The 25,305-nt window shown below is 66.6% G+C and carries 25 protein-coding genes; 6 read left to right on the top strand and 19 right to left on the bottom strand.

Features of this window, described 5'->3' with window-relative positions; all coding sequences use genetic code 11:
• Positions 1 to 8: 8 nt before the first annotated feature.
• Both ACKAE7_RS05915 and clpS read right to left on the bottom strand, forming a co-directional pair.
• Positions 9 to 575: a DUF2017 domain-containing protein gene (locus tag ACKAE7_RS05915; protein WP_408978689.1), complete on the bottom strand. Its 567-nt coding sequence runs from the start codon at positions 573 to 575 to the stop codon at positions 9 to 11.
• Positions 568 to 948: an ATP-dependent Clp protease adapter ClpS gene (gene clpS, locus ACKAE7_RS05920; RefSeq protein WP_188811903.1), complete on the bottom strand. Its 381-nt coding sequence runs from the start codon at positions 946 to 948 to the stop codon at positions 568 to 570. The genes ACKAE7_RS05915 and clpS overlap by 8 nt, the downstream gene beginning before the upstream one ends.
• A gap of 155 nt (positions 949 to 1,103) precedes the next feature.
• Between clpS and ACKAE7_RS05925 the strand changes: the two genes are divergently transcribed.
• The 3 genes from ACKAE7_RS05925 to ACKAE7_RS05935 all read left to right on the top strand — a co-directional run bounded on the left by ACKAE7_RS05925 (position 1,104) and on the right by ACKAE7_RS05935 (position 4,222).
• Entirely contained in the window at positions 1,104 to 2,432 is a 1,329-nt protein-coding gene (locus tag ACKAE7_RS05925) for a nicotinate phosphoribosyltransferase (protein WP_188811901.1), read from the top strand.
• A 9-nt stretch (positions 2,433 to 2,441) separates the two neighbouring features.
• Positions 2,442 to 3,080, top strand: coding sequence for an isochorismatase family protein (locus ACKAE7_RS05930; protein ID WP_190610148.1), 639 nt, complete (start codon positions 2,442 to 2,444; stop codon positions 3,078 to 3,080).
• Positions 3,081 to 3,187: 107 nt separating this feature from the next.
• Positions 3,188 to 4,222 (top strand): AAA family ATPase, encoded by a 1,035-nt coding sequence (locus tag ACKAE7_RS05935; RefSeq protein WP_408978690.1) that lies wholly within the window; start codon positions 3,188 to 3,190, stop codon positions 4,220 to 4,222.
• Between the two features lie 5 nt (positions 4,223 to 4,227).
• Here the strand turns inward: ACKAE7_RS05935 and ACKAE7_RS05940 are convergent, their stop codons facing one another.
• The 9 genes from ACKAE7_RS05940 to ACKAE7_RS05980 all read right to left on the bottom strand — a co-directional run bounded on the left by ACKAE7_RS05940 (position 4,228) and on the right by ACKAE7_RS05980 (position 13,974).
• The gene (locus tag ACKAE7_RS05940; RefSeq protein WP_408978691.1) at positions 4,228 to 6,009 is read right to left on the bottom strand and encodes a DEAD/DEAH box helicase; all 1,782 of its coding nucleotides are present in this window, start codon (positions 6,007 to 6,009) and stop codon (positions 4,228 to 4,230) included.
• Complete coding sequence (locus ACKAE7_RS05945) at positions 6,009 to 6,350, bottom strand: DUF3039 domain-containing protein (protein ID WP_066277043.1); 342 nt, start codon at positions 6,348 to 6,350, stop codon at positions 6,009 to 6,011. The genes ACKAE7_RS05940 and ACKAE7_RS05945 overlap by 1 nt, the downstream gene beginning before the upstream one ends.
• Before the next feature lie 98 nt (positions 6,351 to 6,448).
• Positions 6,449 to 7,231 (bottom strand): glucosamine-6-phosphate deaminase, encoded by a 783-nt coding sequence (nagB, locus tag ACKAE7_RS05950; protein WP_188811896.1) that lies wholly within the window; start codon positions 7,229 to 7,231, stop codon positions 6,449 to 6,451.
• Positions 7,232 to 7,253: 22 nt separating this feature from the next.
• Positions 7,254 to 8,825, bottom strand: coding sequence for a transporter (locus tag ACKAE7_RS05955; RefSeq protein WP_190610138.1), 1,572 nt, complete (start codon positions 8,823 to 8,825; stop codon positions 7,254 to 7,256).
• The gene (locus ACKAE7_RS05960) at positions 8,807 to 9,682 is read right to left on the bottom strand and encodes an ABC transporter ATP-binding protein (RefSeq protein WP_408978692.1); all 876 of its coding nucleotides are present in this window, start codon (positions 9,680 to 9,682) and stop codon (positions 8,807 to 8,809) included. The genes ACKAE7_RS05955 and ACKAE7_RS05960 overlap by 19 nt, the downstream gene beginning before the upstream one ends.
• Positions 9,683 to 9,796: 114 nt before the next feature.
• Positions 9,797 to 10,027 (bottom strand): DUF3253 domain-containing protein, encoded by a 231-nt coding sequence (locus tag ACKAE7_RS05965; protein ID WP_408978693.1) that lies wholly within the window; start codon positions 10,025 to 10,027, stop codon positions 9,797 to 9,799.
• Positions 10,028 to 10,131: 104 nt separating this feature from the next.
• Positions 10,132 to 11,229, bottom strand: coding sequence for an NADH:flavin oxidoreductase/NADH oxidase (locus ACKAE7_RS05970; RefSeq protein ID WP_408978694.1), 1,098 nt, complete (start codon positions 11,227 to 11,229; stop codon positions 10,132 to 10,134).
• The gene (locus tag ACKAE7_RS05975) at positions 11,229 to 12,215 is read right to left on the bottom strand and encodes a tetratricopeptide repeat protein (protein ID WP_188811892.1); all 987 of its coding nucleotides are present in this window, start codon (positions 12,213 to 12,215) and stop codon (positions 11,229 to 11,231) included. Before ACKAE7_RS05975 ends, ACKAE7_RS05970 begins: the two co-directional genes overlap by 1 nt.
• 52 nt (positions 12,216 to 12,267) lie before the next feature.
• Positions 12,268 to 13,974, bottom strand: a complete 1,707-nt coding sequence (locus ACKAE7_RS05980) for a hypothetical protein (protein ID WP_408978695.1) — start codon at positions 13,972 to 13,974, stop codon at positions 12,268 to 12,270.
• A 191-nt stretch (positions 13,975 to 14,165) separates the two neighbouring features.
• Between ACKAE7_RS05980 and ACKAE7_RS05985 the strand changes: the two genes are divergently transcribed.
• A complete protein-coding gene (locus ACKAE7_RS05985; protein WP_408978696.1) occupies positions 14,166 to 15,485 on the top strand; it encodes an AI-2E family transporter in 1,320 nt (439 codons plus the stop codon).
• A 61-nt stretch (positions 15,486 to 15,546) separates the two neighbouring features.
• Here the strand turns inward: ACKAE7_RS05985 and ACKAE7_RS05990 are convergent, their stop codons facing one another.
• Positions 15,547 to 16,347 (bottom strand): alpha/beta hydrolase, encoded by an 801-nt coding sequence (locus ACKAE7_RS05990; protein ID WP_408978697.1) that lies wholly within the window; start codon positions 16,345 to 16,347, stop codon positions 15,547 to 15,549.
• A gap of 42 nt (positions 16,348 to 16,389) precedes the next feature.
• Positions 16,390 to 16,746 carry an ATP/GTP-binding protein gene (locus tag ACKAE7_RS05995; protein ID WP_408978698.1) on the bottom strand — a complete coding sequence of 119 codons (357 nt, stop codon included), beginning with the start codon at positions 16,744 to 16,746 and terminating at the stop codon, positions 16,390 to 16,392.
• Positions 16,747 to 16,850: 104 nt separating this feature from the next.
• On the opposite strand from ACKAE7_RS05995, the gene nucS reads away from it, so the two are divergent.
• The gene (gene nucS / locus ACKAE7_RS06000; protein WP_174179159.1) at positions 16,851 to 17,546 is read left to right on the top strand and encodes an endonuclease NucS; all 696 of its coding nucleotides are present in this window, start codon (positions 16,851 to 16,853) and stop codon (positions 17,544 to 17,546) included.
• A gap of 302 nt (positions 17,547 to 17,848) precedes the next feature.
• The gene (locus ACKAE7_RS06005; RefSeq protein WP_011692441.1) at positions 17,849 to 18,052 is read left to right on the top strand and encodes a cold-shock protein; all 204 of its coding nucleotides are present in this window, start codon (positions 17,849 to 17,851) and stop codon (positions 18,050 to 18,052) included.
• 166 nt (positions 18,053 to 18,218) lie between these two features.
• On the opposite strand, the gene ACKAE7_RS06010 is transcribed toward ACKAE7_RS06005, so the two are convergent.
• The 6 genes from ACKAE7_RS06010 to ACKAE7_RS06035 form a co-directional block, all read right to left on the bottom strand.
• Positions 18,219 to 20,804: a bifunctional lysylphosphatidylglycerol flippase/synthetase MprF gene (locus tag ACKAE7_RS06010; protein WP_408978699.1), complete on the bottom strand. Its 2,586-nt coding sequence runs from the start codon at positions 20,802 to 20,804 to the stop codon at positions 18,219 to 18,221.
• Entirely contained in the window at positions 20,801 to 22,111 is a 1,311-nt protein-coding gene (locus ACKAE7_RS06015) for an alpha/beta hydrolase (protein WP_408978700.1), read from the bottom strand. Before ACKAE7_RS06015 ends, ACKAE7_RS06010 begins: the two co-directional genes overlap by 4 nt.
• Positions 22,112 to 22,116: 5 nt before the next feature.
• On the bottom strand, positions 22,117 to 22,548 hold the full coding sequence (locus ACKAE7_RS06020; RefSeq protein ID WP_188727892.1) for a DUF2550 domain-containing protein: 432 nt from the start codon (positions 22,546 to 22,548) through the stop codon (positions 22,117 to 22,119).
• Positions 22,549 to 22,558: 10 nt separating this feature from the next.
• The gene (locus tag ACKAE7_RS06025) at positions 22,559 to 22,843 is read right to left on the bottom strand and encodes a F0F1 ATP synthase subunit epsilon (protein WP_408978701.1); all 285 of its coding nucleotides are present in this window, start codon (positions 22,841 to 22,843) and stop codon (positions 22,559 to 22,561) included.
• A 1-nt stretch (position 22,844) separates the two neighbouring features.
• Complete coding sequence (atpD, locus tag ACKAE7_RS06030; RefSeq protein WP_104184908.1) at positions 22,845 to 24,299, bottom strand: F0F1 ATP synthase subunit beta; 1,455 nt, start codon at positions 24,297 to 24,299, stop codon at positions 22,845 to 22,847.
• Between the two features lie 83 nt (positions 24,300 to 24,382).
• Positions 24,383 to 25,273 (bottom strand): F0F1 ATP synthase subunit gamma, encoded by an 891-nt coding sequence (locus ACKAE7_RS06035; protein ID WP_104184909.1) that lies wholly within the window; start codon positions 25,271 to 25,273, stop codon positions 24,383 to 24,385.
• Positions 25,274 to 25,305 lie beyond the last annotated feature (32 nt).

Consider the following 25,305-nt stretch of genomic DNA (forward strand, 5'->3'; position numbering starts at 1 on the left):
CGCGCCGCTCACCGGCGGGAGTCCATGGACTGCAGCATGGCCTGGACGAGCGACTCCTGGAGCCAGGTGGCGAAGTTGTAGACCAGGGCCAGGTAGCTCTCCACGTCCTCGGCCTGGGACCAGTCCTGCATCAGGTGGACGTGCTCGGCGTCCTCCTCGTCCTGGATGTCCAGCCGCTCGGCGAGGACCAGCCGGACATCGTTGAGCGCCATGGACCAGTGCCGTGCGCCATCGGGCGTCAGGACGATCTCGTCCTTGTCCAGGTCCAGGGCCGCGGCCCGCAGGGCGCCGATCTTTGTTTCCCGCAGCGAGCGTTCGGTGAGCTGGCGGAACTCCAGGGAGGCGCCGGCGTCGTCCTTCATGACATTGGGAAGGAGGCGCTTGACGGCCCGGTCGCTGGGCTCTGCCACGTCCAGGTCCAGACCGATCAGGGCAGCCAGGGGATCCTGGCCGTCGCGATCCTCCGGCTGGAGCATGGAGATGACGTCATGGATCAGGCTGCGCAGCAGGTCGCGTTCCGCAGGCTCAAGGTAGCCGGTGATGCCTTTGAGTCCGTACTTGAATGCTTTAGCCACGTTTCCCCTTGCCCTGGCCTCCGCCGGAGTTGCCGGAGTTGCCGTTGTTCCCGCCGCTGGCTTTTTCCACGGTGGCCCACAGCCCAAACCCGTGCATGGCCACGGCATGGCGTTCCACCTGCTCCTTGCTGCCCGAGGCAACAATGGAGCGGCCCTTCTTGTGGACCTCCATCATGAGCTTGTTCGCCTTGCTCTCGGAGTAGCCGAAATAGCTTTGGAAAACATAGCTGACGTAGCTCATGAGGTTGACGGGATCGTTCCAGATCACCAGGTTCCAGGGGATGTCCGGCGCGGTCAGGGAATCTGTGGATTCCGCTGTTCCGGTCCGGGTGCCCTCCTGTGTATCAGGGCCGAGCGCAACGCTTAAGGTCATCTGTCCATTCTATGGGGATGCCGGGCCCACGCCGGCGAGGGGCCCGCGGCGAAGCGAAGCGAGACGTGGGAGCCGGTGGGTGGGCCCACGCCGGCGAGGGGCCCGCGGCGAAGCGAAGCGAGACGTGGGAGCCGGTGGGGACTAGAGTGACTTTCGTGAGTACCTCCGCTGGCTGGGAGCATCCCCGCACGTCCTTTTACACCGACCACTACGAGCTGACGATGCTGCAGGCATCGCTGCATTCCGGGGCGGCGCACCGCAAGTCGGTGTTCGAGGCTTTTGCCCGGCGGCTGCCGGATGGCCGGCGCTACGGCATCGTGGCCGGCACGGGACGGCTGCTGGAGGGCATCGCCAACTTCCGCTTCGGGGACGCCGAGCTCGAGTTCCTGAAGCGCACCAACGTGGTCAATGCGCAGACGCTGGAGTACCTCGCGTCGTACCGGTTTTCCGGTGACATCTGGGGCTACCCCGAAGGTGAGGCGTACTTCCCGAACTCCCCCATCCTGATCGTCGAGGCCACGTTCGCGGAGGCCTGCATGCTGGAGACCTACCTTCTGTCCGTGTTGAACCATGACAGCGCCATTGCCTCGGCGGCTTCCCGGATGGTCACCGCGGCCGGCGGCCGGCCCTGCATTGAGATGGGATCCCGGCGCACCCATGAGGAAGCGGCCACCGCTTCTGCCCGGGCAGCGATCATCGCCGGCTTCGACAGCACCTCCAACCTCGAGGCCGGAATCCGCTACGGGATCAAGACGGTGGGCACCGCCGCCCACTCCTTCACCCTCCTGCACGACACCGAACGGGACGCGTTCGAGGCCCAGATTGCCTCGCTCGGGGACCACACGTCCCTGCTGGTGGACACGTACGACGTCGAAGCGGCCGTCCGCACGGCCGTGGACCTTGCGGGTCCACGCCTGGGAGCGGTCCGGCTGGACTCGGGCGACCTTGTGGCCCAGGCGCAGTGGGTGCGCAGGCTCCTTGACGATCTTGGCAACGAAAACACCAAGATCGTGGTCACTTCCGACCTCGATGAGTACGCCATCGCCGCCCTGCAGTCCGCCCCCGTGGATTCCTACGGCGTGGGCACGTCCCTGGTCACCGGCTCGGGTGCTCCTACGGCCAGCATGGTGTACAAGCTGGTCAGCCGCACGGACGACGACGGAACGTTCGTCTCGGTGGCCAAAGCGGCCAAGAACAAGGCCAGCGTGGGCGGCCGCAAGTACGCCCTGCGAAAGCTGAACGAGCGCGGCATTGCCACTGCGGAAGTGGTGGGCGTCGGCCGTCGGCCGGAGGATGACGGCAATGACCGTCCCCTCCTGCAGCAGTTCATGAAGAACGGGGAGCTGCTGCCGGGCTGGACCGGCCACGAGGGCGTGCTCCGGGCCCGCCGGCGCCATGCGGATTCCATGGCGGAGCTGCCGCCGGTGGTCAACCGCCTGCAGCGCGGGGAAGCCGCCATCCCTACTCTCTATGAAGAAAACTGAGGAGAACCGATGTCCCGGGCACTGATCATCGTCGACGTCCAGAACGATTTCTGCGAGGGCGGTTCGCTGGCCGTTTCCGGCGGCGCGGACGTGGCCGGCGCAATCAGCGAATATGTGGACGCCCACCACGGCGAGTTCGACCACATCGTTGCAACCCAGGACTGGCACGTCGATCCTGGAGAGCATTTCTCGGACACGCCCGACTTCAAGGACAGCTGGCCGCCGCACTGCGTGGCGGGCACCCCCGGTGCTGAACTGCATCCCGACCTGGACACCGAATACATCCAGGCCTACTTCCAGAAAGGGCAGTTCTCCGCGGCCTACTCAGGCTTCGAGGGCCTGCTGGCCCCCGAGGATGCGGTGCCCACCGGAGAACGGCAGCCCGGGGCCCTGCCCGGCCCAGCGGACGCCGAAAGGTTTGCTCCGGACGAAGACGCGATCGGGCTGGACGACTGGCTGCAGAGCCATGACGTGGAAGACGTCGTCGTTGTGGGAATCGCCACGGATTACTGCGTGATGGCAACGGCCCTGGACGCCGTCCAGGCCGGCTACTCCGTCACCGTCCTGCGCTCCCTGACGGCCGGAATCGCCGAGGACCTGGAGGAAGCGGTGGCCGAAATGGAACTGGGTGGCGTGGACGTAGCCTAGAGCAGCTACAGGAGTGGCCCGGCGCTCTTGCGCAGCCGGCCGTTCGTTGTTTCAACCCGCCCCTTGATCCCAGGGCAAGAACAAGGACCGGGTACTACAGTGGATGCATGGCTGCCAGCCGCAATCCGCTCGACGACCTGCGTGACACCATCGGGCGCCTTGCCGACCAGCTCAAGCTGCCCGGTTCGGAGCGCGTGGATGACCTGGTCGGCGAACTCGTGGGTCCGAAGCCCGGGCCGGCCCGGCCGTTGTCCGAGGTGCAGGCCGAGCTCGACGCGCTGGTTGGACTGGAGACAGTGAAGGAACAGGTGCGGGCGCTCGTCGCACTGCTCCAGGTCCAGGCCCGTCGTAAGGCGCACGGACTGCCGGAGGTGGCCACATCACAGCATCTCGTGTTCCTCGGAAACCCTGGCACGGGCAAGACCACCGTGGCTCGGCTCCTGGCCGAGATGTACCGCGCGGTCGGACTGCTCCAGAAGGGCCACCTGGTGGAGGTCGACCGTTCGGGCCTGGTGGGGCAGTACGTCGGCACGACCGCCATCAAAACGGACCGGGTAATCCGGCGTGCGCTGGACGGCGTCCTGTTCATCGACGAGGCCTACGCGCTGTCCCCTGAGGACGGCCGGATGGACTTCGGCCCCGAGGCGATCGAGGTCCTGCTCAAGCGGATGGAGGACCACCGCCACCGCCTGGTGGTGATCGTGGCCGGGTATCCGCGGCTAATGGAGTCCTTCCTGCTCTCGAACCCCGGCCTGCGGTCCCGGTTCGCCCGCGAGATCACGTTCCCCGACTACTCCGTGGACGCACTCCAGACGATCTTCCACCGGATGCTGACCCAGCACGGGTACAGGCTGGAGCCGGGCGCAGACGAGATGCTGCGCCGCATCTTCACCGGGCTCCACGCGGGCGAGGACTCCGGCAACGCACGGTTCGCCCGCACGCTGTTCGAGCAGGCGCTTAACCGCCAGGCGCTGCGGCTGTCCCTCGACGAGGAACACAGCCTCGACGCGCTTGATCGTGAGGCCGTCATGACGCTCACCGCAGACGACCTCGTCGAGGCCGCGCTGGCCTTGGGCGAGGAACCGGAACCCGAACCGACGCCGGAACCGGAGCAGCCACGCTGGTGGCGCTGGCTGGCCTGACCCTGCTATTTCCGGCCGATGAACCAGTCCTGGAGCTTCCGCAGGCGCGACTGCAGCTGCTCCTCGTTCGCCTGGGCAACCGGCGGTCCGCCGCACACTGTCCGCAGCTTGGTGTGCACCACGCCGTGGGGTGTGCCCGTGCGGGCAGACCAGGCGGCCACGTTCTTGGCCAGCTCGTTGCGGAGGTCCATCAGCATCCGGTGGTCCGGTATGGCCGGCGCCGGGCTTTCCGCCGCCGCGGGTGCCTTCCGGTTCTTGCGGTTCAGCTGCTCGTGCTGGCGCTGCCGCAGCAGCGTGCCCACCTGCTCCGCGTCCAGCAGCCCGGGGATGCCCAGGAAGTCCATCTCGTCGTCGGACCCCACCTCGCCGCCCGTGCCGAACTCGCCGCCGTCGAACAGCACGCGGTCAAAGGACGCCTGCGAATCCAGGGCCTCGAACTTGCCCTTGGTGAGGCTGTCCGATGCCTTGTCCTCGCGGTTGGCCTCGGCCATCAGCGAGTCCTCGGGATTGAACAGGCCGTCCGCGTCTTCCTTCTCCGGGCGGTCCAGGGCGTGGTCCCGTTCGGCCTCCATGGAGTTGGCAAGGGCCATCAGCTGCGGCACTGAGGGCAGGAAGACCGACGCCGTTTCGCCCCGCTTGCGGGCACGCACGAAGCGACCCACCGCCTGGGCGAAAAACAGGGGGGTCGAGGTTGACGTGGCATACACGCCGACGGAAAGCCGCGGCACGTCCACACCCTCGGACACCATCCGGACCGCCACCATCCAGCGTTTCTCGCTGGCGGTGAATTCCTCGATCTTGCTCGACGCCTTCGCGTCATCGGAAAGGATGACCGTGGGCGACTCCCCCGTGATCCTCTTGAGCTGTCCGGCATACGCGCGGGCATCCTCGTGATCCGTGGCAATCACCAGGCCGCCGGCGTCGGGAACGGTGCGGCGCACCTCGCTGAGCCGCCTGTCCGCACCCGCAAGCACCGCCGGAATCCACTCGCCTGCGGGGTTCAGGGCGGTACGCCAGGCGTGGGACGTGATGTCCTTGGTCACCGCAGCCTCACCCAGCGACGCCGCCATCTCCTCGCCGGCACTGGTCCGCCACCGCATCTGCCCGGAATAGGCCATGAACATCACCGGACGGACCACGTGGTCGCGCAGCGCATTGCCGTACCCGTAGGTGTAGTCCGCCTTGGAGCGGCGGATCCCGTCCCGGTCCTCGGCGTACTCGACGAAGGGAATGGGAGAGGTGTCGGAACGGAACGGCGTTCCCGTCAGCGAGAGCCGCCTGACCGCGGGGTCGAAGGCCTCGCGCAGCCCGTCACCCCAGGACAGTGCCTCGCCGCCGTGGTGGATCTCGTCAAGGATCACCAGCGTGCGCGCAGCTTCCGTCTTGGCGCGGTGGAGCAGCGGCTTGCTGGCCACCTGTGCATAGGTGACGGCAACGCCGATGAAGCCGCGGCCGTGCTGGCCGTCGGAGTTCTTGAAGTTCGGGTCGATGGCGATGCCCACCTTTGCCGCCGCATCCGCCCACTGCCGCTTCAGGTGGTCGGTGGGCGCCACGATGGTCACCCTGTTAACGGCGCCGGAGTCGATGAGGGTGGACGCCACCCTCAGCGCGAAGGTGGTCTTGCCGGCGCCCGGCGTTGCCACGGCGAGGAAGTCGCGTGGGCTGTTGCGCAGGTACAGGTCCAGGGCTTCCTGCTGCCAGGCACGGAGTTTCGGGGCGGTTCCCCAGGCTGCACGTTCCGGATAGGCCGGAGGCAGGGTGGGGCCGCCAAAGAGCGTCTCCGTCACTATTTGTTGTTGCCCGAGTCCCCTCCGGGACCCTTGCCGCCGTCGTTGCCCGGGCGGAGGCCGTCGTAGACCTCTTTGCACATCGGGCAGACCGGGAACTTCTGCGGATCCCGTCCCGGCGTCCAGACCTTGCCGCACAACGCGATGACAGGGTCCCCGGTCAGCGCGGACTCCATGATCTTTTCCTTGCGCACATAGTGCGAAAAGCGCTCCCGGTCCCCGGGCTCCACTTCCTGGCGCAGTTCCTCGCGCTCAATGGTGGCTGTGGACGTTCCAGCCCCGGAAAGCTCGCGCATCGGGTCGTTTTCGAGAGGGTCCGTCGTGCTAGTCATGCCAACCATCTTAGCTGTTCCACCGGCCGGACGTTCGACGTCGGCGCGTCCCCTGCCGGCCGCCGTCGGACTTTGCGGCGGCGTGCGCTGGCAGCGGGCGGTGCGGGCTAGATCCCCTGCCAGGCGGGCTTGTTGTCATAAGTGTGCCGGTAGAAATCCGCCAGTTTCAGGGCCGACGCCGCGGCCTCGTCCAGCAGGACGGTGGCGTGCGGGTGGAACTGCAGGATCGACGCCGGGCAGATGGCGGCGACGGGACCTTCAACGAATTCGCGGACAGCCTGGGCCTTCTGCGCACCGGTTGCCAGCAGGATGACGTGCCGCGCCTCCATGATGGTCCCGAGTCCCTGCGTCAGGACATGGTGCGGGACGTCCGCCAGGCTGGAGAAGAACCGGGCGTTGTCCCTGCGGGTCTGTTCGATGAGGCTCTTGATGCGGGTCCTCGAAGCGAAGGAGGATCCCGGTTCGTTGAACGCGATGTGGCCGTCCGTTCCCACCCCGAGGAACTGCAGGTCCACCCCGCCTGCAGCGGCGATCGCCTCCTCGTAGGCGCGGCAGGCAGCCGGGATGTCCGCGGCGGCACCGTCCGGCCCGTGGACGTTCTCCGGCCGGATGTTGACCCGGTTGGTGAACTCCCGGCGGACCACTTCCCGGTAGGACTCGGGGTGTCCGGGCGGAAGTCCCACGTATTCGTCCAGGGCAAAACCGGAGGCCCGGCTGAAGTCCAGGCCGTCCCGCTCATGGCGGGCAGCCAGCTCATCGTAGACCGGAAGCGGGGACGAACCAGTCGCCAGGCCAAGGACGGCATCAGGTCTGCGCCGGAGGAGGTCCTCGACGGCATCGGCGGCAAGCTTGGCAATCTGTTTGCTGCCGTTGAGGATGACGACTTCCATGCTGATTCCTTCCGAACGCTGTTCAGCGGTTGACGGACACCTGGGCCAGCAGCTCGGGCCCGCGGTTGTCCAGCCATTTTCCGCCCAGCCTGACGCCTAGGACAAACAGGACCAGGCCCAGGACCGTCCCCGCGGTGAGGTTGATCCAGCCGAAGAGGCCGTTGCCCGTGACCACCTGCGCAACCAGGAGGCCCACCTGCGGCAGGACCAGGACCATCAGGACCAGCAACCCTCCGAACTGTACCGCGAGGGTCTGCCCCACGTTGCCGGGCGGTTTCTTGAACGGGCTGTCGCCCGGCAGCGGAACGGCCACGGTGTACCGGGCCGAGACCACCGATGCCAGTCCCAGCCCGGTGAACAGGATGCCCAGGCTCAGGCCCAGCTGCCCGGGCAAGCCCGCCCAGTCCCCTGTCAGGGCGGAATACCCCAGAGCGAACACCAGTACCACCGGCAAGGCGAACGCCAGGCAGGCAAGGGCGCGGCCCAGCCGGTCCGCCAGTCCCCTGACGCCGGTGGCAAGGTGCAGGGCGAAGGCGGTGTTGTCGTAGGACACGTCCGCAGAGATGGACCAGGCGAGGATGAACGCGGAGAGCGGGGCAAGGATGCCCAGGCTGGTGAAGTCCCCGGTCTGGCTGCCCTGGAAGGCGAGCACCACGGGAAGCAGGGGGATCACCACCAGAGATCCCGAATACCGTGGATCCCGGAACCAGTACGTGAGGGACCTCGCCATCACCGCGCCGGCCGGAGTGGCGGGCAGCACTCCCAGCAGTCCCAGCCTGCCGCCTTTGCGCCTGCCGCTGCCCGCGTAGGGAGGAGTGACCAGCGCCCGTTCCAGCAGCGATTTCCATGCCCACGCGAGCGCGGCCAGTGCTGCAACGGATACCAGCAGCTTTAAGGCTGCCTGTCCCGGCTGCCCGGCGGCCACGTCACCGCCCAGCGACCACGGTGCGCCTAGCGGGGTCCAGGAAAGCGTCCTGGCAAAGCCGGGCAGGAAACCGGTGGAGGCTGAGAGGCCTTGGCCTATTCCTGCCACAATGGGCCCCATCAATACCAGCGGCACCATGAAGGCTATGGCGCTGATGTCCTTGAACCGCCGCGATGCGGCCAGGCTTGCCGTTGCCGTGGTCACCACTTTGGCGAGCACCACGCAGGTCAGTACGCCCAGCACTGCCCCCACGAACGCGGCGAGCGCAGGAAGGACACCATGGGACCACGTGGCCACCGTGGACAGCGCCACCAGCGAAGTGGCCAGCCCCGGAATGCCGATCAGTCCGCCCAGGGCCAGCCCGGCCAGCATCTGCTTCATGGGGATCGCGAACGTAGTGAACCGTGCGGGATCCAGGGTCATGTCCGTGGCAGAGGCCACCACCGGCACGACGCCCCAGCCCAGGATGGCGGCGGATCCGCCGAGCACCACAGCGGTCTGGGCAAGGTCAAGAGGCGCGTTACGCAGCATCACCAGTGCCATCACAAGCGTTGCCACCATCCCCAGTGCGTAGAGCCCGGCGATGGCCATCCCCACCAGTTGCCACGGGCTGCGACGCAGGCCGTTGCGCAGCAGTGTCAGCTTGAGCCTTAGAAGGTGCGCAACCATTCCAGTCCTTCCGTGTGGCTGCGGCCGCCCACCAGCTGCACGAACCGGTCCTCCAGCGAGGCCCCGGCACGCACCTCGTCAACGGTTCCGGCGGCGAGCAGCCGTCCGTTGGCCACCACTGCCACGTGGTCGCACATGCGCTGCACCAGGTCCATGACATGGCTGGACACGATGACCGTGCCGCCCGAAGCGACGTAGCTGTCAAGGATGGAGCGGATGTTGGCCGCGGAGACCGGGTCCACCGCTTCGAAAGGTTCGTCCAGGACCAGCAGCCGGGGCGCGTGGATGAGGGCGGAGGCCAGCGCAATCTTCTTGGTCATGCCCGCCGAGTAGTCCACCACCAGGGTGCCGGCGTCCTCCTGGAGATCCATGGCGGCGAGGAGGTCCGCAACGCGCGTGGCCACTGTCTCCCGGTCCATACCCCTCAGCAGCCCCGCATAGGTAATGAGCTGCTCGCCGGTGAGCCGGTCGAACAGCCGCACCCCGTCCGGCAGGATGCCCATCAGCCTCTTCGCGTCCAGCGGCCGCTGCCAAACGTCCACGCCGTGGACTGCCGCTGTCCCAAAGTCCGGACGCAGGAGGCCGGTTGCCATTGACAGCGTGGTGGTCTTACCGGCGCCGTTGGGTCCCACAATGCCGTAGAAGGAGCCGGCCGGCACGTCCATGCTGATGCCGTCCACGGCGATCTTCCCACCGAACCGCTTGGCAAGCCCGCGGATGGACAAGGCCGGCACCTGCGGTGCCGCACCGGGGTGCAGAGCCGGCACGGAATGCAGTGCATGGTCTGGTTGCGGGGCCGGCTCGCGTTGCGGGGCCTGATCGGGTTGCAGTGCCGGGTCGGGTTGCGGGGCAGTCATGAAGCCAGACTAGCCCTCGGGTACCCGCTGCGGGGTCCTCCCTGAGGAGTAGCGGGAAAGGCGTAGGAACCACTTCCGGTAGGACGCTGTCCGGCGACATCGTTCCGGGGCTCCCTAACGCACCTTCCGGATGCGGATGGGCCCCTTGGCGGTGGAGGGATCCACCACAGAGCCGCCTTGGGTGATCTGGACTTCGCCTGCGTCAACCAGCCGCCGCGCCGCCCTGCGGGCGGGCTCCATGAGGTCGCGCCACTTCCCGCCGCCGACAGCGCGGGCAGCCTCCGACGGGCAGATGGTGGACGTGGCGGCCCTGGCGGCCAGGAGTTCCAGGATGGCGGCTTCCAACTGCTGCTCGACCCCGCTGCGCGGCGCCGGTGTCGGTTCAAGGCCTGGCGCCCTCTCCGGCGCCGGCGCAGGGTGAGGCGCAGTGCGCCGGTCCCGGCCGGCCATCAGAAGGTGCGCCGCGGAACGGCACGCTCGTATTGCGGCGGCCACGCGAGGTCATGGCCCAGTTCAAAGGCGGCCCTCAGCCACCAGTGCGGGTCCCGCAGTGCTGCCCTCGCGATGAGGACGCCGTCAGCCTGTCCTGTGGCGACGGCGTGTTCAGCCTGGCCTGCCGAGGTCAGCAGGCCAACGGTGCCGGTGGCCACTCCGGCTTCCCTCCGGATGGCTGCCGAAAATCCGGTCTGGTAGCCGGGCCCGGCCTTGATCTGCTGGTGGGCAACGGCGCCCCCGCTGGACACGTCGATGAGGTCCACACCGTGTTCGGCGGCCTGCCGTGCCAGTCGCACGGAAGCGGCCAGATCCACGCCGCCTTCTGCCCAGTCGCTGGCGGAGATCCTCAGGAGCAGCGGCATGGACTCCGGAATGACCGCGCGGACGGCGTCAACAACAGCCAGCATCAGCCGGTTCCGGCCCGTTTCGTTGCCACCCCAGGCATCGGTCCGCGTGTTGATCAGCGGGCTCTGGAACTGGTGCAGGAGGTACCCGTGGGCACCGTGGATCTCAATCGTGTCGAAGCCCGCGTCCACCGCCCGCACAGCGGCGTCGGCAAAGTCGCGCACCACGCCGCTGATCTGCTCCACACTCATCGCCGCGGGGTCCGCGTACCCTTCGAAAGCCAATGGCGACGGGCCCACGGTGGTCCAGCCGCCGTCGGACTCCGGAACGCTGCCGTGCTTGCCGGAAAATGGCCAGTAGGTGGACGCTTTCCTGCCCGCGTGGGCGAGCTGCACGCCGATCTTGGCGTTGGCGGCGCCGTGCCGGTGGACAAAGGACGTGATCCGCTGCCAGGCTTCCGCCTGCTCACCGTTGTAGAGGCCGGCGTCGCGGGGGCTGATCCGGCCTTCCGCATTCACGGCGGCGGCTTCGGTCAGTATCAGCGCCGCGCCCCCCGTGGCGAAGGACCCCAGATGCATCAGGTGCCAGTCGTTCGGGACTCCCGGGGCGTCGTCGGGGTCGCAGCTGTACTGGCACATCGGCGACACCCAGCCCCGGTGCTGCAGCTCCAGCGAGCGGAGCCGCAGGGGCTGGAAGAGCGCCGGCACTAGAACAGCACCCTCGCGAGGGCCTGGCGCGCCTTGGCAACCCGCTCGTCCGCGGTGCCCACCACATCGAACAGCTCCAGAAGCCGGACGCGGGCAGTCTCACGCTCCGGGCCGAAGTTCCGGCCAATGAAGGAGACCAGCCGGCTCAACGCATCCTCCACATGGCCGCCCGCCACATCAAGGTCTGCCACCCCAAGCTGGGCATCAAGGTTGTCCGGCTCATTGGCCGCGAGCGTGCGCAGGGCTTCGCTGTCCTGGGCGGAAAGCGGCTGCAGCCTCCCCATCAGCTCCACCTGGGCCAGTCCGGCCTTGGCCTCATGGTCCGCAGGCATCTCGGTCAGCGCCTGGCGGTAGGCATCGGCCGCGGCAGCGTAGTCCCCCGCTTCGATGGCGTCAAACGCAGCCTGGTGCAGTGGCGGCAACGGCGCCGGAGCGTCCTCTTCCTCCGCACCGGCACCCAGGCTCCCGGTCACGCCGTTCGCGGCGGCCACTTTCAGCAGTTCGTCAAAAAGGCTGCGCACCTGCTGCTCGTCCGCGCTGCCCTGGAAGAGCGGCACCGGCTGGCCCTTGAGGACGGCCACGGCGGTGGGGACAGCCTGCACCTGGAAGGCCTGGGCAAGCTGCGGGAACGCTTCGATGTCCGCGGCGCCAAGGACCAGCCGGCCGCCGTAGCCACCAACCACCCGCTCCAGGACCTCAAGCACGGCTGCCGACTCCGGCGAGTAGGAGGCCCACAGAGCGAATACCACAGGCACCTGCGCCGACAGCTCCACGAGCTGCTGGAAGTTGCCCTCGGTGACGTTGACCTTCAGTTCCTGGGCGCCGGGAGCGGCACCCGGCTGGGCGCCTTCCTGCGGCGTGCCGGTCCCGGCCGGTGAAGCTGGCGAGGCCGGGCGCTGCTTCAGGCTGGAAAGGTCGACGGCGCCGCGCAGGTTAAGCAGGTTGGCAGCGGCAGGAGGGACTGGGCGGGAAGCTGGCGAACTCATGCTTTCCACTCTAGCCACTCCGGCCGCTGCCGGGGCTACTGCAGGAAGGGGATTACTTGAAGCTGGCCCCCGTCAGGCCGCGGGTTGCCGCCACAAGCTTCATCGGGTCCGTTGATCCTGCCGGCGGCACGTACACGGCCACCGACTCGGCAAAGCTCAGGACCATGCCGGTGGTGGTTTCCTTGCCGCCGGCCAGTGCCGCTGCGTCGTCTCCGATGGTGAGCTTGTCGCCTGCGGCCTTGGGGGTCCCCTCGAAGCCGAAGTTAATCCGTCCCAGGACCAGCGCGCCGCCGTCAGCCGTGCGGAAGACAACAGTGCTTTCGGGGACCACCTTGTGGGTGAAGGAGAAGTTGCCGTTCTCGCCGGACTTCACCACTTCAGCCTGGTAGGACAGGGTGTCCGCGATGTACGGCGAGGACTCCCCTTCCACCAGCTTGTCCTTGAAGGCCGAATCTTCGGAGGTGAGGCGGTCCGCCAGGCCGGACAAGGCTTCTTCCCCGCTGTAGAGCAGGCCCGTCTTGTCTGCGGGCGCCAGCGTCTCGGTGCCGTCCCGGCTGATGGTGGGGAACGTGGTGCCGGGCTGCAGCGGGTTGGTTTCCACGAGCTTGTAGTTCTCACGCGGCGAGGCCTGGACCAGCGTCAGCAGCTGCGGCACCACATTGCCCTCACCCTGGGTCACGGCCATCACGGACCGCGGCCAGTCGCGGTCGCTGGTCACCACGGTGGTGAGGAGCTTGGTGGAGCGCACCGGCATGCGCGGCTCGTAGGAGCCTACCTGTGAACGGATCTTGTAGTTCTGGGTGCGGACTTCCAGTTCGGTCCCGCCCACACGGTCGGACAGCTTTGCGGCATCCTTGGCTGCATCTCCAGCGTCAACGGCGCTGGAGACCTGTTCCAGGATCCGGCGGAACTGTGCATCCAGCAGGACGGGGGAATCTGCCTCCTGCGCCGCGGGCGATGCCGTTGCCGCGTCAGCGGAAGGCGCGGGCGCGGGAGAAGTGGCACTTGCGGCGACGCCGGTCCCGGCCACCACGGCAGCGGCAACCGCGCCGGCAGCAGCCATGGTCACCCGTGACGACGACTTTGCCTCGCTGCGGGCGCGGGCGCGCCGGGCAAAGCCGCTGCCCTCTCCGCCGCCCTCACCGTTGCGCCTGCGAGCAGAGAGCAGGGCCAGTACGATCCCGGCAAGAACCAGCAGGGAACCAAGGACCATCAGGGGAACGGCCCAGGGTGTGGAGGTGTCGTTCGGGAACGTCATGGAGATGGAGGCAGGTGCGGGCTGCGTTCCGTCCGAGGCCAGCAGCAGGGTCCAGTCCCCGTCAGCCGGCGGGGTCCAGGAGTACTCAAGCTCCCCGCTGGCATTCTCGGTGGAAACCCAGAGGTCAGAGCCGGCAGGGTTGGGGGCAGTGGCCTCGCCGTCGGCGTGCTCAACCTGGAGCGACTCTCCGTCCTCGGTCACACCGGTAACGGTGTTGTGTGCGGCCTGCCCAACCCATGCGTCCACATCGTCCGGACGGCCGGCGGCCAGCATGAAGTTGCCGTCGCCCTCGATATCGATCTTGACTGTCCCGCCGTGAAGGGTCCGCAGGTTCTGGTCGATCACGGTGATCGGCGCAGCGGCAGCATCGGCCGGCGCGGAAGCCGTAAAGGTCTCGGAGGGGGCCCAGATGGTCCTCTGGCCGATGCCGGCCAAAAGTGTCAGGAGGCCGAGCAGCACGAGTGCGACTGCAGTCTTTAAACGCAAGGGAACACCTATCATCAGCGGGGGTTTAGTTTCAATAGTATCCGTTTTGTTATCGCGGGCCCGGATCGGGGCTTCGCGCAGGATCGCCGGCGGGCCCCTGAGCAGGCCCTTCAGCTGTTGTTGACAAGGCTGCTGATAGTGTTTGCGATGATCATCACACCGGCCCGCCCACGCGGCGCCATGTACGGAACAGGCCCCAAGAACCAGTGACTGACACGACGGACGAATCCTCCGCGGCACCAGAGAACCCGGGGGGCACGCAGCCGCCGGCAGCCGCCGCCAACGGTCCTGGAAAACGTCCTGGAACTGCCCGCCGGAAGATGCCCGCCGCGGCTGCACTGGGGATGCTGGCCCAGCGGCTGCGGCAGCCTTTGCCGGGCGCCCAGCCACGGCTTCGATTCGAGATGCCGCCGGAGTACACGCGGCAGGACGGGGACGGCGGAGGCGACAGCGGGGTGCAGCCCCAGTTCGGCAGTCCGGGCCCCCGGATTTCGCCACAGCATCCCCTGTATCTGGGCTTTATGGGAACCGTGGGCGTTGGGCTTGCACTGCTGGTCTACTGGATCGGCTCCAACACCACCCAACTGCTCCTGTGGATCGTTGCGGCACTGTTCATCGCGCTGGGCCTGGAACCTGTCGTCAGCTGGCTGGAAGGCCGGAAAATCCCCCGTCCCGCCGGGATCCTGGTGTCCGTCACGGTACTGGTGAGCGCCGTCGTCGGCTTCTTCGCCACCCTTATCCCCACCATCGTGGAACAGGTCACGCAGATCGTCGAGCAGGCGCCGGTGTGGATCCGGGACTTCATCGATTCCGAGTTCTTCCGCAGCCTGGACGACCAGTTCGGTGTTCGTGACCGCGTCACGGAAGAGCTGGACAAGTTCGTGAACGACCCCGCGGCATTGGGCGGTATCTTTGGCGGCGTTGTCGGCTTTGGTTCCACCGTGGCCAACGGACTTTTCGGCACCCTGATCGTCCTGGTGCTGAGCCTGTACTTCCTTGCTGCCCTGCCCGCGATGAAGAAGTGGGGCTACCGGCTTGCGCCGCGGTCCCGGCGGCACCGTGTGGAGGCCCTGTCCGAGGAAATCACCCGATCGGTGGGCAACTACGTGATCGGGCAGGCGGTGGTTGCCCTCCTGAACGCCACCTTTGCCTTCATCGTGATGTCAATCGTGGGAATACCCTTCGCCCTGCTGCTGGCCTTCGTGGTGGCGCTGCTCGCCTTCATTCCGCTGGTGGGCGGAATGATTGCCGGGGTCGTGGTGCTGCTGGTCTCGCTGACGGAGGGCTGGCAGACCGCGGCCATCTACGGAATCTGCTACTTCTCCTACCTGCAGTTCGAGGCCTACTTCATCTCCCCGCGCATCATGCAGAAGGCCGTGGCCGTTCCCGGCGCCGTGGCTGTTATCTCCGTCATCGCCGGCGGCAGCCTGCTGGGGGTGCTCGGCGCCCTCATCGCCATTCCCACGGCGGCTGCTGTCCTGCTGCTGGTCAGGGAGATCTACATCGTCCGCCAGGACCAGCACTAAGCCGGCTGGAGCAGCACCGGGCCGCCGCTGTGAGGCCGAACCCGCGGCGGAACCAAGGATCCTAGGCGGAGGCTATGGCGACGGGCCCGTCCCATTCCTGCGGCAGTCCCGCAACGCCTGATCCTGCTTCGCTGACCTCATCCACAATTTCATTGAGGACCCGGGCAGCGTACTTCTCCCCCACCCACAGGTGTTTGGCACCGTCCACGCCCACCACGCGGGCCTGCGGCACCAGGCTGAAGCGTTCGGCCGCCTCGGCAGGCTTGAGGAAGTCATCGTGCTCCGGCACCAGGACCGCGAGCGGCTTTCCGGATGCCGCCCACTGCAACAAGTCCTTGTCCTTGGCCCGGTGCAGCGGCGGCGAGAGCAGGACTGCCCCCTCGACTTGGGACGCCACCGGCTCCACGGCCCCGTACATCAGGGCGAGTTCCGTGCCGAAGGACCACCCGACCAGCCAGCGGTTGGGCAGGCCGCGTTCGACGGCGAAGCGGACCGCGGCCTCCATGTCATGGCGCTCCCCTACCCCCTCGTCGAAGGCCCCGCTGCTGGTTCCGTGCGGGGATGCGGTTCCGCGGGTGTTGAACCGCAGCACGGCGATGCCGGCGAGCGCCGGCAGCCGGTAGGAAGCCTTGCGGTAGACATGCGAGTCCATGAACCCGCCGTGCGTTGGAAGGGGGTGCAGGGTGATCAACGTGGCATTCACGGGGCCGGATTCCGGCAGCGCCAGCTCGGCCACCAGGGTGTGCCCGTCTTCCGTATCCAGCTTCACCAGCTCGCGCTTGGCGGGCAGCACGGTGGAGGCACGGATGGGAGTGGGGCCTGGGCCCTGGCGGAATTCGTACGACGCCGGATCAAAAGTCATGCCTGCCAGCTTAGCGACAGCGGGCGCATCTTTGCCCGCCTGTCAGCGGTAGCGGTAACTGCGTGACATCCAGCAGTTGGTGTGCCAGTGCCGGCGCTCGGCCAGTCCGGCGGCAGCGCCGAACAGGTGGTCGTCCTTCCAGACCACCAGGTGGGCCACACCGGGCGGCACGGCAGTGGAGCACTCGGGGCAGATATAGGTCTTTTCGGCATTCCTGGCGGTCATGGTGCGCACCATCCACTCGCCGTCTGGGGCGCTTTCCCGCCGGGCAATGCCGGCACGCGCCCGTTCCAGGTCAAGCTCGGGCGCCTCCCGGCTGCCCTTCTTTCCAGCGCCCGCCCTCCCGGAGACGGAACCCTTTCCGGACACTGGACGGCGGGGTCGGTTGGAGCGCGGCATGCATCCATTCTGCCCCAGCCGCCGTGCGGTTTCCTGCGGCCAGACCCCGGTGCGGTGGGTACCGCCTGCCAACTGCGTGCGCGTCAGACGGTAGTCTGTACGGCGTGCGACTTGTGATAGCCCGATGCTCCGTTGATTATGTTGGCCGGCTCAAAGCCCACCTCCCGCTTGCCACCAGGCTCCTGCTGGTGAAGGCCGATGGCTCCGTCCTGGTCCATTCAGACGGCGGTTCCTACAAACCGCTCAACTGGATGAGCCCGCCGGCCACCCTCAGGGTCTCCTCCCCGGAGGACGTGGATCTTGAGCTGGGGGTGATGGAGCAGTGGACAGTGCAGTCAGCCAAGACCGATGACCGGCTCATCATCAACATCCATGAAAAGCTCGATGAATCGTCCCACGATCTCGGCGTGGACCCCGGGCTCATCAAGGATGGCGTGGAGGCAGACCTGCAGCGGCTCCTGGCGGAACAGATTGAAACGCTGGGTACGGGATACTCCCTCATCCGCCGTGAATACTTCACGGCCATCGGGCCGGTGGATATCCTGGCGCGCGACGCCGAGGGCGCCACGGTTGCCATTGAGCTGAAGCGGCGCGGCGACATCGACGGCGTCGAGCAACTCACGCGTTACCTTGAGTTGCTCAACCGTGATCCCCTGCTGGCCCCGGTCCGCGGGATATTCGCAGCCCAGCAGATCAAGCCGCAGGCCAAGGTCCTTGCCAATGACCGGGGCATAGATTGCGTCACGTTGGACTACGACGCCATGCGCGGTGTTGACGACAGCGAATCCCGGCTTTTCTGACGGTGTGGCCCGGCACTTCATGGCCCGTTGCAGATGCCCCTGACGTGCGCATTCACCTCCTCTTCGCCCAAAATTTATCCGTTTTGAAGCCAAAACCGTTGACCTGCGGGAACGGGCATGAAATTCTTATCTCAGTCTTTGTGTAGGTGTTTTTTCATGCTCGCAAGACATGTTGCGAGCGCGAAGCTCCTGCACCGCCCGTTCCCTTTTCGGGAACAGCTAACCAGGATTCTTCTCGCGGAGTGACCAAGGCCGGCACGAGGTGTGCCGATCTTAATAAGTTCCACAATGAGGAGAAATAAATGGCACAGGGAACCGTCAAGTGGTTCAACGCTGAAAAGGGCTTCGGCTTCATTACCCCGGATGATTCGGATGGGGACGTCTTCGTCCACTACTCCGAAATCCAGACCGGCGGCTTCAAGACCCTCGACGAGAACCAGCGCGTTCAGTTCGAAATCGGCCAGGGCGCAAAGGGTCCGCAGGCTACCGGTGTAACGCTGGTCTAGTCTCCGCCCGCCGCCGCACCTGCGGCCGGCAGCGAAAAGTGGTCCCCGGCATTTGTGCCGGGGACCACTTTTATGTTCAGTTCCAGAAGCGGGAGCTGCTGGACAAAAGGTTAGGAGAATCCGGACGCCCGTGCGGGAAGAAATTCATCAGTAAATGCTGCGGCATTCACTTTCCTAAACTTCGCACCAAACGCGCGCCCTGCGCAAGCGAAAGCCCGGGGAGGTAGGCGCGGGTCAGTGCCCGGCCAATGGCCGGCAGGTGCAGCGGGTCCTGGTAATAGAGGTAGAGTGCGCGGTACTCCGGCTTGAACCTTGATTTGAACGCCGCCAGGGACCGGAAGCCGTAGACAGGTTCGAGGGCGTGGCCCACCAGGTCCAGGATTTTCACCAGGTTCTCCGGGCCCGGCTGCCCATCTTCCCCGCCGCCGGGGTTCTCCCCGGCAGGACCGCTTCCCGGCGCTACTGCCTGACCCACGGGAACCCGCGCCAGCGGGGAACCGGACAGGGAGATGACCTCCACGGAGCCGCGCAGCTCCAGGACCGCGGAGGCGATGAGGAACTCCATCACCCCGGGAAATCCTTCGGCGCCACGGCGCATGACGTCCAGCGTCCGGCTGACCAGCCGCCCGCCGTCGTAGACGGGAAGCCAGCTGGTGACGCCGTGGACGGTTCCGTTGCCGTCCACGGCGAGGCAGCACAGCACCTCCTCGTCCTCAAGCTCGTCCACACCGCCCAGGGTGAAGCCCATCTCGGGGACAGACTTTCCTGCTGCCCACTCTTCGGACACCTCGCTCAAGCGTGACCGGAGCGCCGCCGGCAGCGAGTGGTACGGCCCCCACACGGCACGCACGCCCAGCTTGGCGGCCCGGTTCAGCGCTGTCCGGACGTTCTGCCATTCCTTTCCTTTGAACTCGAGCTCGCGGATCGGCAACCGCGTTTCCTGGGCAACGGCCACCCGGGCAAACCCCTGTTCCTGCAGCGCCGGCCACAGTGTGTCATCGCACGAATACAGCGCCGGAATCAGCGCGTGGCTCCGGCAATAGGCCAGGAACTCCCCGGTGACGCGCTGTTGGGCTTCCTTCGGTCCGAAGGCTCCGCCGAGGGTGAGGGCAACACTGCCGTGCTGCTGGAAGGCGACGGCGCCCTTGCCGTCGGAGCTGAACCAATAGGTGTTGGGTTCCCACAGCGCCATCCACGAGAGCGGGCCGCCGCCCTGGTGCAGCAGCGACCTGGCCCTGTCCCTGTCCTCCACGCCGGAATCGGTGCCGTGGGCCTTGCCCAGCAGCACCCACCACACTGCCGCCAGCGCGATGACCCAGAACACCGGTCCGGAATAGGCAAACAGCACGGACTCCAGGGCGTTGCGGTCAGCGAAAACGCCGCGGTAGTGCTGCGGGATGGGGATGGGGACGTACTGCCTGGCCAGCTCAGCCAGCAGTCCCAGCAAACCGCCGTCGCGCTCCAGCCCTCCTGACCAGAACCAGGCCAGTGCGTAGGAGCCGGCCAGGGCAAGCCACGTTCCTCCCGCCACCGCCGCAAGCACCCGGCGGGCGGACGGCGTTGTCTGCACCCGGAACTGCCGCCGGTTAAACCACAGGACCATCGCCATCAGCAGCGGCACCACCACAAGAGGAAGCACGTGGTAAAACGCGGAGCCCATCGGCCCGGCATTGGGCCCCTGGCTCCTCGAGGGCAACAGGGCGAAGAGGGCAAGGTAGACGGCGGCCAGCGCCGTAACAGCCAACTGGATGGCGATGGCGATGTTCAGGGCAAGGCGACGGCCGCGGCGCATGCCGTCCGCACAGATCAGCAGCAGGGCTACCGGGACCACGGCCAGGGCAAGCCCGACGGGACCGGCAAAACCGGCCCGGCCCTCTTCCAGGCAGGAAGCCTCCACCGTGGCACCGCAACTGAACGCCAGCTGGCCAAGCGTCGGCAACGGATTCAGGAGCACGTCGCGCAGCAGGGCCAGCGGGCCAGTGGGCGCCCGAACGATCCCGGTCAGGATGGGCCCCACGGCGAAAACGGCGACCGTGAGGGCCAGGAGGTTCCTGGTTTCGCGTCCGGTTGACCGGTGCCGGTGGAGCTGCCCCTGGTCCCCCTGGATCCACCAGCCGGCCAGCAGCCCCAGCACGGCGCCCAGCAGTCCGATCACGGTCTCAGCGTGCCCCACATACAGAACCAGCAGGAGCGAGATGGACAGCACGGCTGTCCGCAGGCGGCGCTGCCACAGGACCGGCAGCCGCGCGCTTCCCGCCAGGCCCGCCGTCAGCAGCGGGGCATACGGGCCAACCAGGACGTCGTTGGCCATCCGGTCCAGCCACCCGTCCCCCACGTATCCCGCAACCTGGGTCACCAGCAGGAACAGCGTGACGGCGGCGAACTGGCCGCCCAGCAGCAATGCGATGGCCGCCCGCGTTCCCAGCCTGCGCTCGGCGGGTGCCAGGAACATCACGATCATCAACGCGGCAACAAGGTAGGCCAGCGGATTTGTGGCGAAGAAGAGGCTGGTGAAGAGGGACCACCAGTTGCCGTCCCGGAGGCCCGGCCCGCTGACACCCGCAAGCCCCATCAGCTGTTCGGGCGGGCCTGCAGCGAAGCTGCCGGTCACTGCGCCCGCGCCCAGGAAGAGGCCGAGCACCACCAGCGTAAAGGGTGCCGCCTTCACGGCCGACGCCCCGTCCTTGAGGGCGGGCAGCACCACCGTGGACCAGGCAAGGCGGGCAGTCCGCACCTGCTTTTCAGCGGTCACCTGTCCAGCCCCCACCGTTCGGCCAGGAAGTCGAGGGCATCGGCAATACGCTTCGACGAGGTATCCCACGAGTGGCCGGTATGCTCCACCTCGTAGGCGCGCACCGTAAAGCCGGCATCCTCCGCCGCTGCGGCCAGGGTACGGAGGTACCCGACGAATTCCGGGTCGTCCTGCCCGGCGGTCAGGTAGAGTCCGCTGCCGTCGAAGCGCTGCTCCTTCATGATGGCCAGGGGAGTCTGCCGGACGAAGGCCTCAGGGTCCCCCGGGAAGGACGCCTCGATGGTCTTGGGGCGCTCCTTGGCAATCGCCGGCTCCGCCTCGCCGGAGAAGGACAAAACCGAGGGGAAAAGGTCCGGATGCCTGGTTCCCAGCTGCAGTGCGCAGGTGCCGCCGAAGGAGAACCCTCCGGCCGCCCACCTGCGGTGGTCTGTGTCGACGGTGAGCGTGGACTTTATCCAGTGCGGGACGTCCTGGGAGAGATAGGTGTCCGCGCGTGCTATCCGGCTGTCCATGCACATGGTGTTGGCGGACTGTGATCCGTTGGGGTCGGGCACCACCACCACGGGGGCCACTCCCCCGTGGGCGGCGGCGAAGGCGTCCATGTGGGACTGCAGTGCACCACCGGTCAGCCAGTCTGCCGGGCCGCCCGGCTGTCCCGCGACCAGCACCAGCACCGGAAGGGCTGGGCGGTTCTGCGCAAAGTAGGCGGGAGGGAGGTAGATGTAGGCTTCCCGGGTATCCATTCCGGAAACATCGCCCGGGATCACGGACCGGCGCAGCACTCCCCCGGCCGGCATCTCCTCCTGCGCTGTCCAGCCTTGGAGCGTGGCGCCGTCGGGCTCCCCAGGCTGGCGCATCAGCTCCCGCTCCAGCGCGGGGACCCTCGCCAGTGCCGTGCCAAAGAGGTCGCTGACTGTGCGGTTGAGGCCATAGTAGGCATTGATCTGTACCGCCGAGAGAGCCGCGACCAGGAGGACCGCGGCGAATCCGGTTCCGCGGCTCCGCCAGGTGCCGCGGGGTACCCTCAGGACCAGGAGGGTAAGGGCGGCGACGGCGGCCACTATCCAGAGCAGCACAGCGTCCGGGATGTTCGCGGTGAAGACCGAGAAGACGTTAATGAGGGCCCAGTGCACGGCGGCGACCAGTGCGAATGCCGCGGCTGCGCCTGCCAGGACCCGGAGGAGCCAGTGCCGGGGGCGGGTGCCGGAAGGGGGCACCAGGAGGTACAGCGCCCCGGCGAGGCCCAGGATGAGGGAAACCCAGAAGACCGGCCCGTCCACGAGCCGGACCTCGAAGAGCCAGTCCACGCCGGCTAGCGCCAGGTGCCCACGCCGATGACCGGACCGGCCTCCAGCCAGGACGAGAGGCCGGTGTAGGCGTCGAATTTCATGGCGAGGCGCAGGTCCTTGCCTTCATACCGCAGTTCAACGATCACGACGTCGGGCTGGACCTTCACGGCCTCGGCCTCCGTGGGTTTGCGGCGGCCCAGCAGTTCAAGGCTGTGGCGCTTGAACTTGTGTTTGGGCCGGACGCTGAGCGAGATCAGGCGGAACCACTCGAGGTCGTTGTCCTGATAACGACAAACCCCCATCTGCCAGCTGTTTCCAGCCATGCAAATGGAGGCGTCCACCGTGCCGAGGGCACGCCGCAGGTTGAAGCGGCGCACCCCCGAAAGGCACAGTGCAAAGATCAGCAATCCAAAAGCGATTGCCATGGCGATGAACGGAAGACTCGATGCGTCCATCAAGGTGATGCTAGCGGATCCCAGCGGTAGCCGAGCCGCCCAGCTGGGCGTTGTCAGCAACGATGACCACGCGGTTGTTGTCCACGGAGAAGAACCCGCCGTCGACGTCTACCGCGATCCGGTCTCCCGATACCGGCTGGATCGCCAGTTCACCTTCGGCCAGGATCGCCAGCAGGGGCGAGTGGCCGGGCAGGATTCCGATTTCACCTTCGCTGGTGCGGGCCTTGACCATCTTGGCCGCTCCGGACCACACGAAGTGGTCCGCTGCGACAATCTCAACCTCAAGCTCAGCCATATTACTTGGTCTGTTCCTGGATCTTGGCCCACTGGCGCTCGACGTCGTCGAGGCCGCCGACGTTGAAGAACGCCTGCTCCGCGATGTGGTCGAGGTCGCCGTCGCAGATCGCGGTGAAGCCTTCAACGGTGTCCTTGATGGATACCGTGGAGCCCTCGACGCCGGTGAACTGCTTGGCGGTGTAGGTGTTCTGGGACAGGAACTGCTGGATGCGGCGTGCACGCGACACGACGATCTTGTCCTCTTCGGAGAGTTCATCCACACCGAGGATGGCGATGATGTCCTGGAGTTCCTTGTTCTTCTGCAGGATCTGCTTCACGCGGACAGCCGTGTTGTAGTGGTCCTTGCCGATGTACTGGGGATCCAGGATGCGGGACGTTGACGTCAGCGGGTCAACGGCCGGGTACAGACCACGGGAGGCGATTTCACGGGAAAGTTCCGTGGTCGCGTCGAGGTGTGCGAAGGTCGTTGCCGGAGCCGGGTCGGTGTAGTCATCTGCGGGAACGTAGATGGCCTGCATCGAGGTGATGGAGTGGCCCTTGGTGGACGTGATGCGCTCCTGCAGGAGGCCCATCTCGTCTGCCAGGTTGGGCTGGTAGCCCACGGCGGACGGCATGCGGCCGAGGAGGGTGGAGACCTCGGAACCTGCCTGGGTGAAGCGGAAGATGTTGTCGATGAAGAGCAGCACGTCCTGGTTCTGCACATCGCGGAAGTACTCCGCCATGGTCAGCGCGGACAGGGCCACGCGGAGGCGCGTTCCCGGCGGTTCATCCATCTGGCCGAACACAAGGGCGGTGTCCTTGAGGACGCCCGCCTCTTCCATTTCAACCCAGAGGTCGTTACCTTCACGGGTACGCTCGCCAACGCCGGCGAATACCGAGGTACCACCGAAGTTGCGGGCCACACGGGTGATCATTTCCTGGATCAGAACGGTCTTGCCCACGCCGGCGCCGCCGAAGAGGCCGATCTTTCCACCCTTGATGTACGGGGTGAGGAGGTCGATGACCTTGATGCCGGTTTCCAGCATCTCGGTGGAGCCTTCGAGCGAGGCGAAGTTCGGTGCCTTGCGGTGGATCGGCCAGCGTTCGCTGATGTCCAGTTCCGACTCTGCAACGTCCAGGGGCTGGCCCAGCACGTTGAAGATGTGGCCCTTGACGCCGTCGCCAACGGGTACGGAGATGGGGGCGCCGGTGTCCACTACGTTGGTGCCGCGGACCAGTCCGTCGGTAGCCTGCAGGGAGATGGCGCGAATGAGGTTGTCGCCCAGGTGCAGGGCGGTCTCGAACGTGATGGTCTTGGTTACACCGTTGAGAGTAATCTCGGTGGTGAGGGCATTGTAGATGGACGGGATTGCGTCGGCCGGGAATTCGACGTCGACAACCGGGCCGATTACGCGCGCAATGCGGCCGGTGGCACCGGACGTTGCGGCTACGTGTTCGGTAGCAGTGGCAGTCATCTCTCTCACTTCACTCAGTAGATGGCGTGGGTTTAAGTTTATCTGTGGTGGTGCAGGTCCAGCGGAATCCGGCTTGCTGCAGGCTAGGACGCGAGGGCGTCGGCGCCGGCAACAATCTCGGAAAGCTCCTGCGTAATTTCAGCCTGGCGGGCCGTGTTGCGCAGACGCGTGTATTTCTTGATGAGGTCCGTGGCGTTGTCGCCGGCGGACTTCATGGCCCGCTGGCGTGCAGCAAGCTCGGAAGCTGCTGCCTGCAGCATCGCCGCGAAGATGCGTGACTCGATGTAGCGCGGGAGCAGAGCGTCAAGAACGCGCTCGGTTTCCGGCTCGAACTCGTACAGCGGCAACAGGTCCGATTCAGAAGCAGCCTGCTCTTCCACTACTTCCAGGGGAAGCAGGCGGATGACCGTGGGCTCCTGGGTGACCATGGACTTGAAGCGGGTGTAAACCACGTGGATCTCGTCCACGCCGCCCTCTTCGTAGTCGGTCGCGAACTCGGCCAGCAGTGCCTCGCCAATTTCGCGCGCGGTGGTGAACTCAGGCGCATCTGTCCCTCCGGTCCAGACCCGTGCGTATTCACGGTTCCGGAAATCGAAGTAGGCCTGGGCCTTACGTCCAACGACGTAAGTCTTGACTTCCTTGCCTTCTTCGTGGAGCAGCTCGATGAGACCTTCCGCCTGCTTGAGCACGCTGGCCGAGTAGGAACCTGCCAGTCCGCGGTCCGCGGTAATTACCAGGACGGCGGCACGGCGGATCTGCTCCGGCTCAGTGGTCAGCGGGTGGTCGATTTCGCTTTGGCTTGCGACAGCAGAAACGGCGCGCGTGATCGCGTTCGCGTAAGGCAGTGAAGCTGCTACGCGCGCACGGGCCTTGCCGATGCGCGAGGTAGCGATCAGTTCCATCGCCTTGAAGATCTTGCGCATCGACGTGGTCGAGCTGATCTTCTGGCGGTAGACCCGGATCTGGGCTCCCATACTTATCCTTTCCTAGCGTTCCGTAGGCCGGG

Source organism: Pseudarthrobacter sp. NKDBFgelt, assembly GCF_046097905.1.
Taxonomy (GTDB): domain Bacteria; phylum Actinomycetota; class Actinomycetes; order Actinomycetales; family Micrococcaceae; genus Arthrobacter; species Arthrobacter polychromogenes.

Excerpts from the sequence above, each read along its gene's own strand:
- clpS (WP_188811903.1), bottom strand. The coding sequence starts at position 948 with ATGACCTTAAGCGTTGCGCTCGGCCCTGATACACAGGAGGGCACCCGG.
- ACKAE7_RS05930 (WP_190610148.1), top strand. The coding sequence starts at position 2,442 with ATGTCCCGGGCACTGATCATCGTCGACGTCCAGAACGATTTCTGCGAG.
- ACKAE7_RS05935 (WP_408978690.1), top strand. The coding sequence starts at position 3,188 with ATGGCTGCCAGCCGCAATCCGCTCGACGACCTGCGTGACACCATCGGG.
- ACKAE7_RS05945 (WP_066277043.1), bottom strand. The coding sequence starts at position 6,350 with ATGGTTGGCATGACTAGCACGACGGACCCTCTCGAAAACGACCCGATG.
- nagB (WP_188811896.1), bottom strand. The coding sequence starts at position 7,231 with ATGGAAGTCGTCATCCTCAACGGCAGCAAACAGATTGCCAAGCTTGCC.
- ACKAE7_RS05955 (WP_190610138.1), bottom strand. The coding sequence starts at position 8,825 with ATGGTTGCGCACCTTCTAAGGCTCAAGCTGACACTGCTGCGCAACGGC.
- ACKAE7_RS05960 (WP_408978692.1), bottom strand. The coding sequence starts at position 9,682 with ATGACTGCCCCGCAACCCGACCCGGCACTGCAACCCGATCAGGCCCCG.
- ACKAE7_RS05975 (WP_188811892.1), bottom strand. The coding sequence starts at position 12,215 with ATGAGTTCGCCAGCTTCCCGCCCAGTCCCTCCTGCCGCTGCCAACCTG.
- ACKAE7_RS05980 (WP_408978695.1), bottom strand. The coding sequence starts at position 13,974 with ATGATAGGTGTTCCCTTGCGTTTAAAGACTGCAGTCGCACTCGTGCTG.
- ACKAE7_RS05990 (WP_408978697.1), bottom strand. The coding sequence starts at position 16,347 with ATGACTTTTGATCCGGCGTCGTACGAATTCCGCCAGGGCCCAGGCCCC.
- ACKAE7_RS05995 (WP_408978698.1), bottom strand. The coding sequence starts at position 16,746 with ATGCCGCGCTCCAACCGACCCCGCCGTCCAGTGTCCGGAAAGGGTTCC.
- ACKAE7_RS06005 (WP_011692441.1), top strand. The coding sequence starts at position 17,849 with ATGGCACAGGGAACCGTCAAGTGGTTCAACGCTGAAAAGGGCTTCGGC.
- ACKAE7_RS06020 (WP_188727892.1), bottom strand. The coding sequence starts at position 22,548 with ATGGACGCATCGAGTCTTCCGTTCATCGCCATGGCAATCGCTTTTGGA.
- ACKAE7_RS06025 (WP_408978701.1), bottom strand. The coding sequence starts at position 22,843 with ATGGCTGAGCTTGAGGTTGAGATTGTCGCAGCGGACCACTTCGTGTGG.
- atpD (WP_104184908.1), bottom strand. The coding sequence starts at position 24,299 with ATGACTGCCACTGCTACCGAACACGTAGCCGCAACGTCCGGTGCCACC.
- ACKAE7_RS06035 (WP_104184909.1), bottom strand. The coding sequence starts at position 25,273 with ATGGGAGCCCAGATCCGGGTCTACCGCCAGAAGATCAGCTCGACCACG.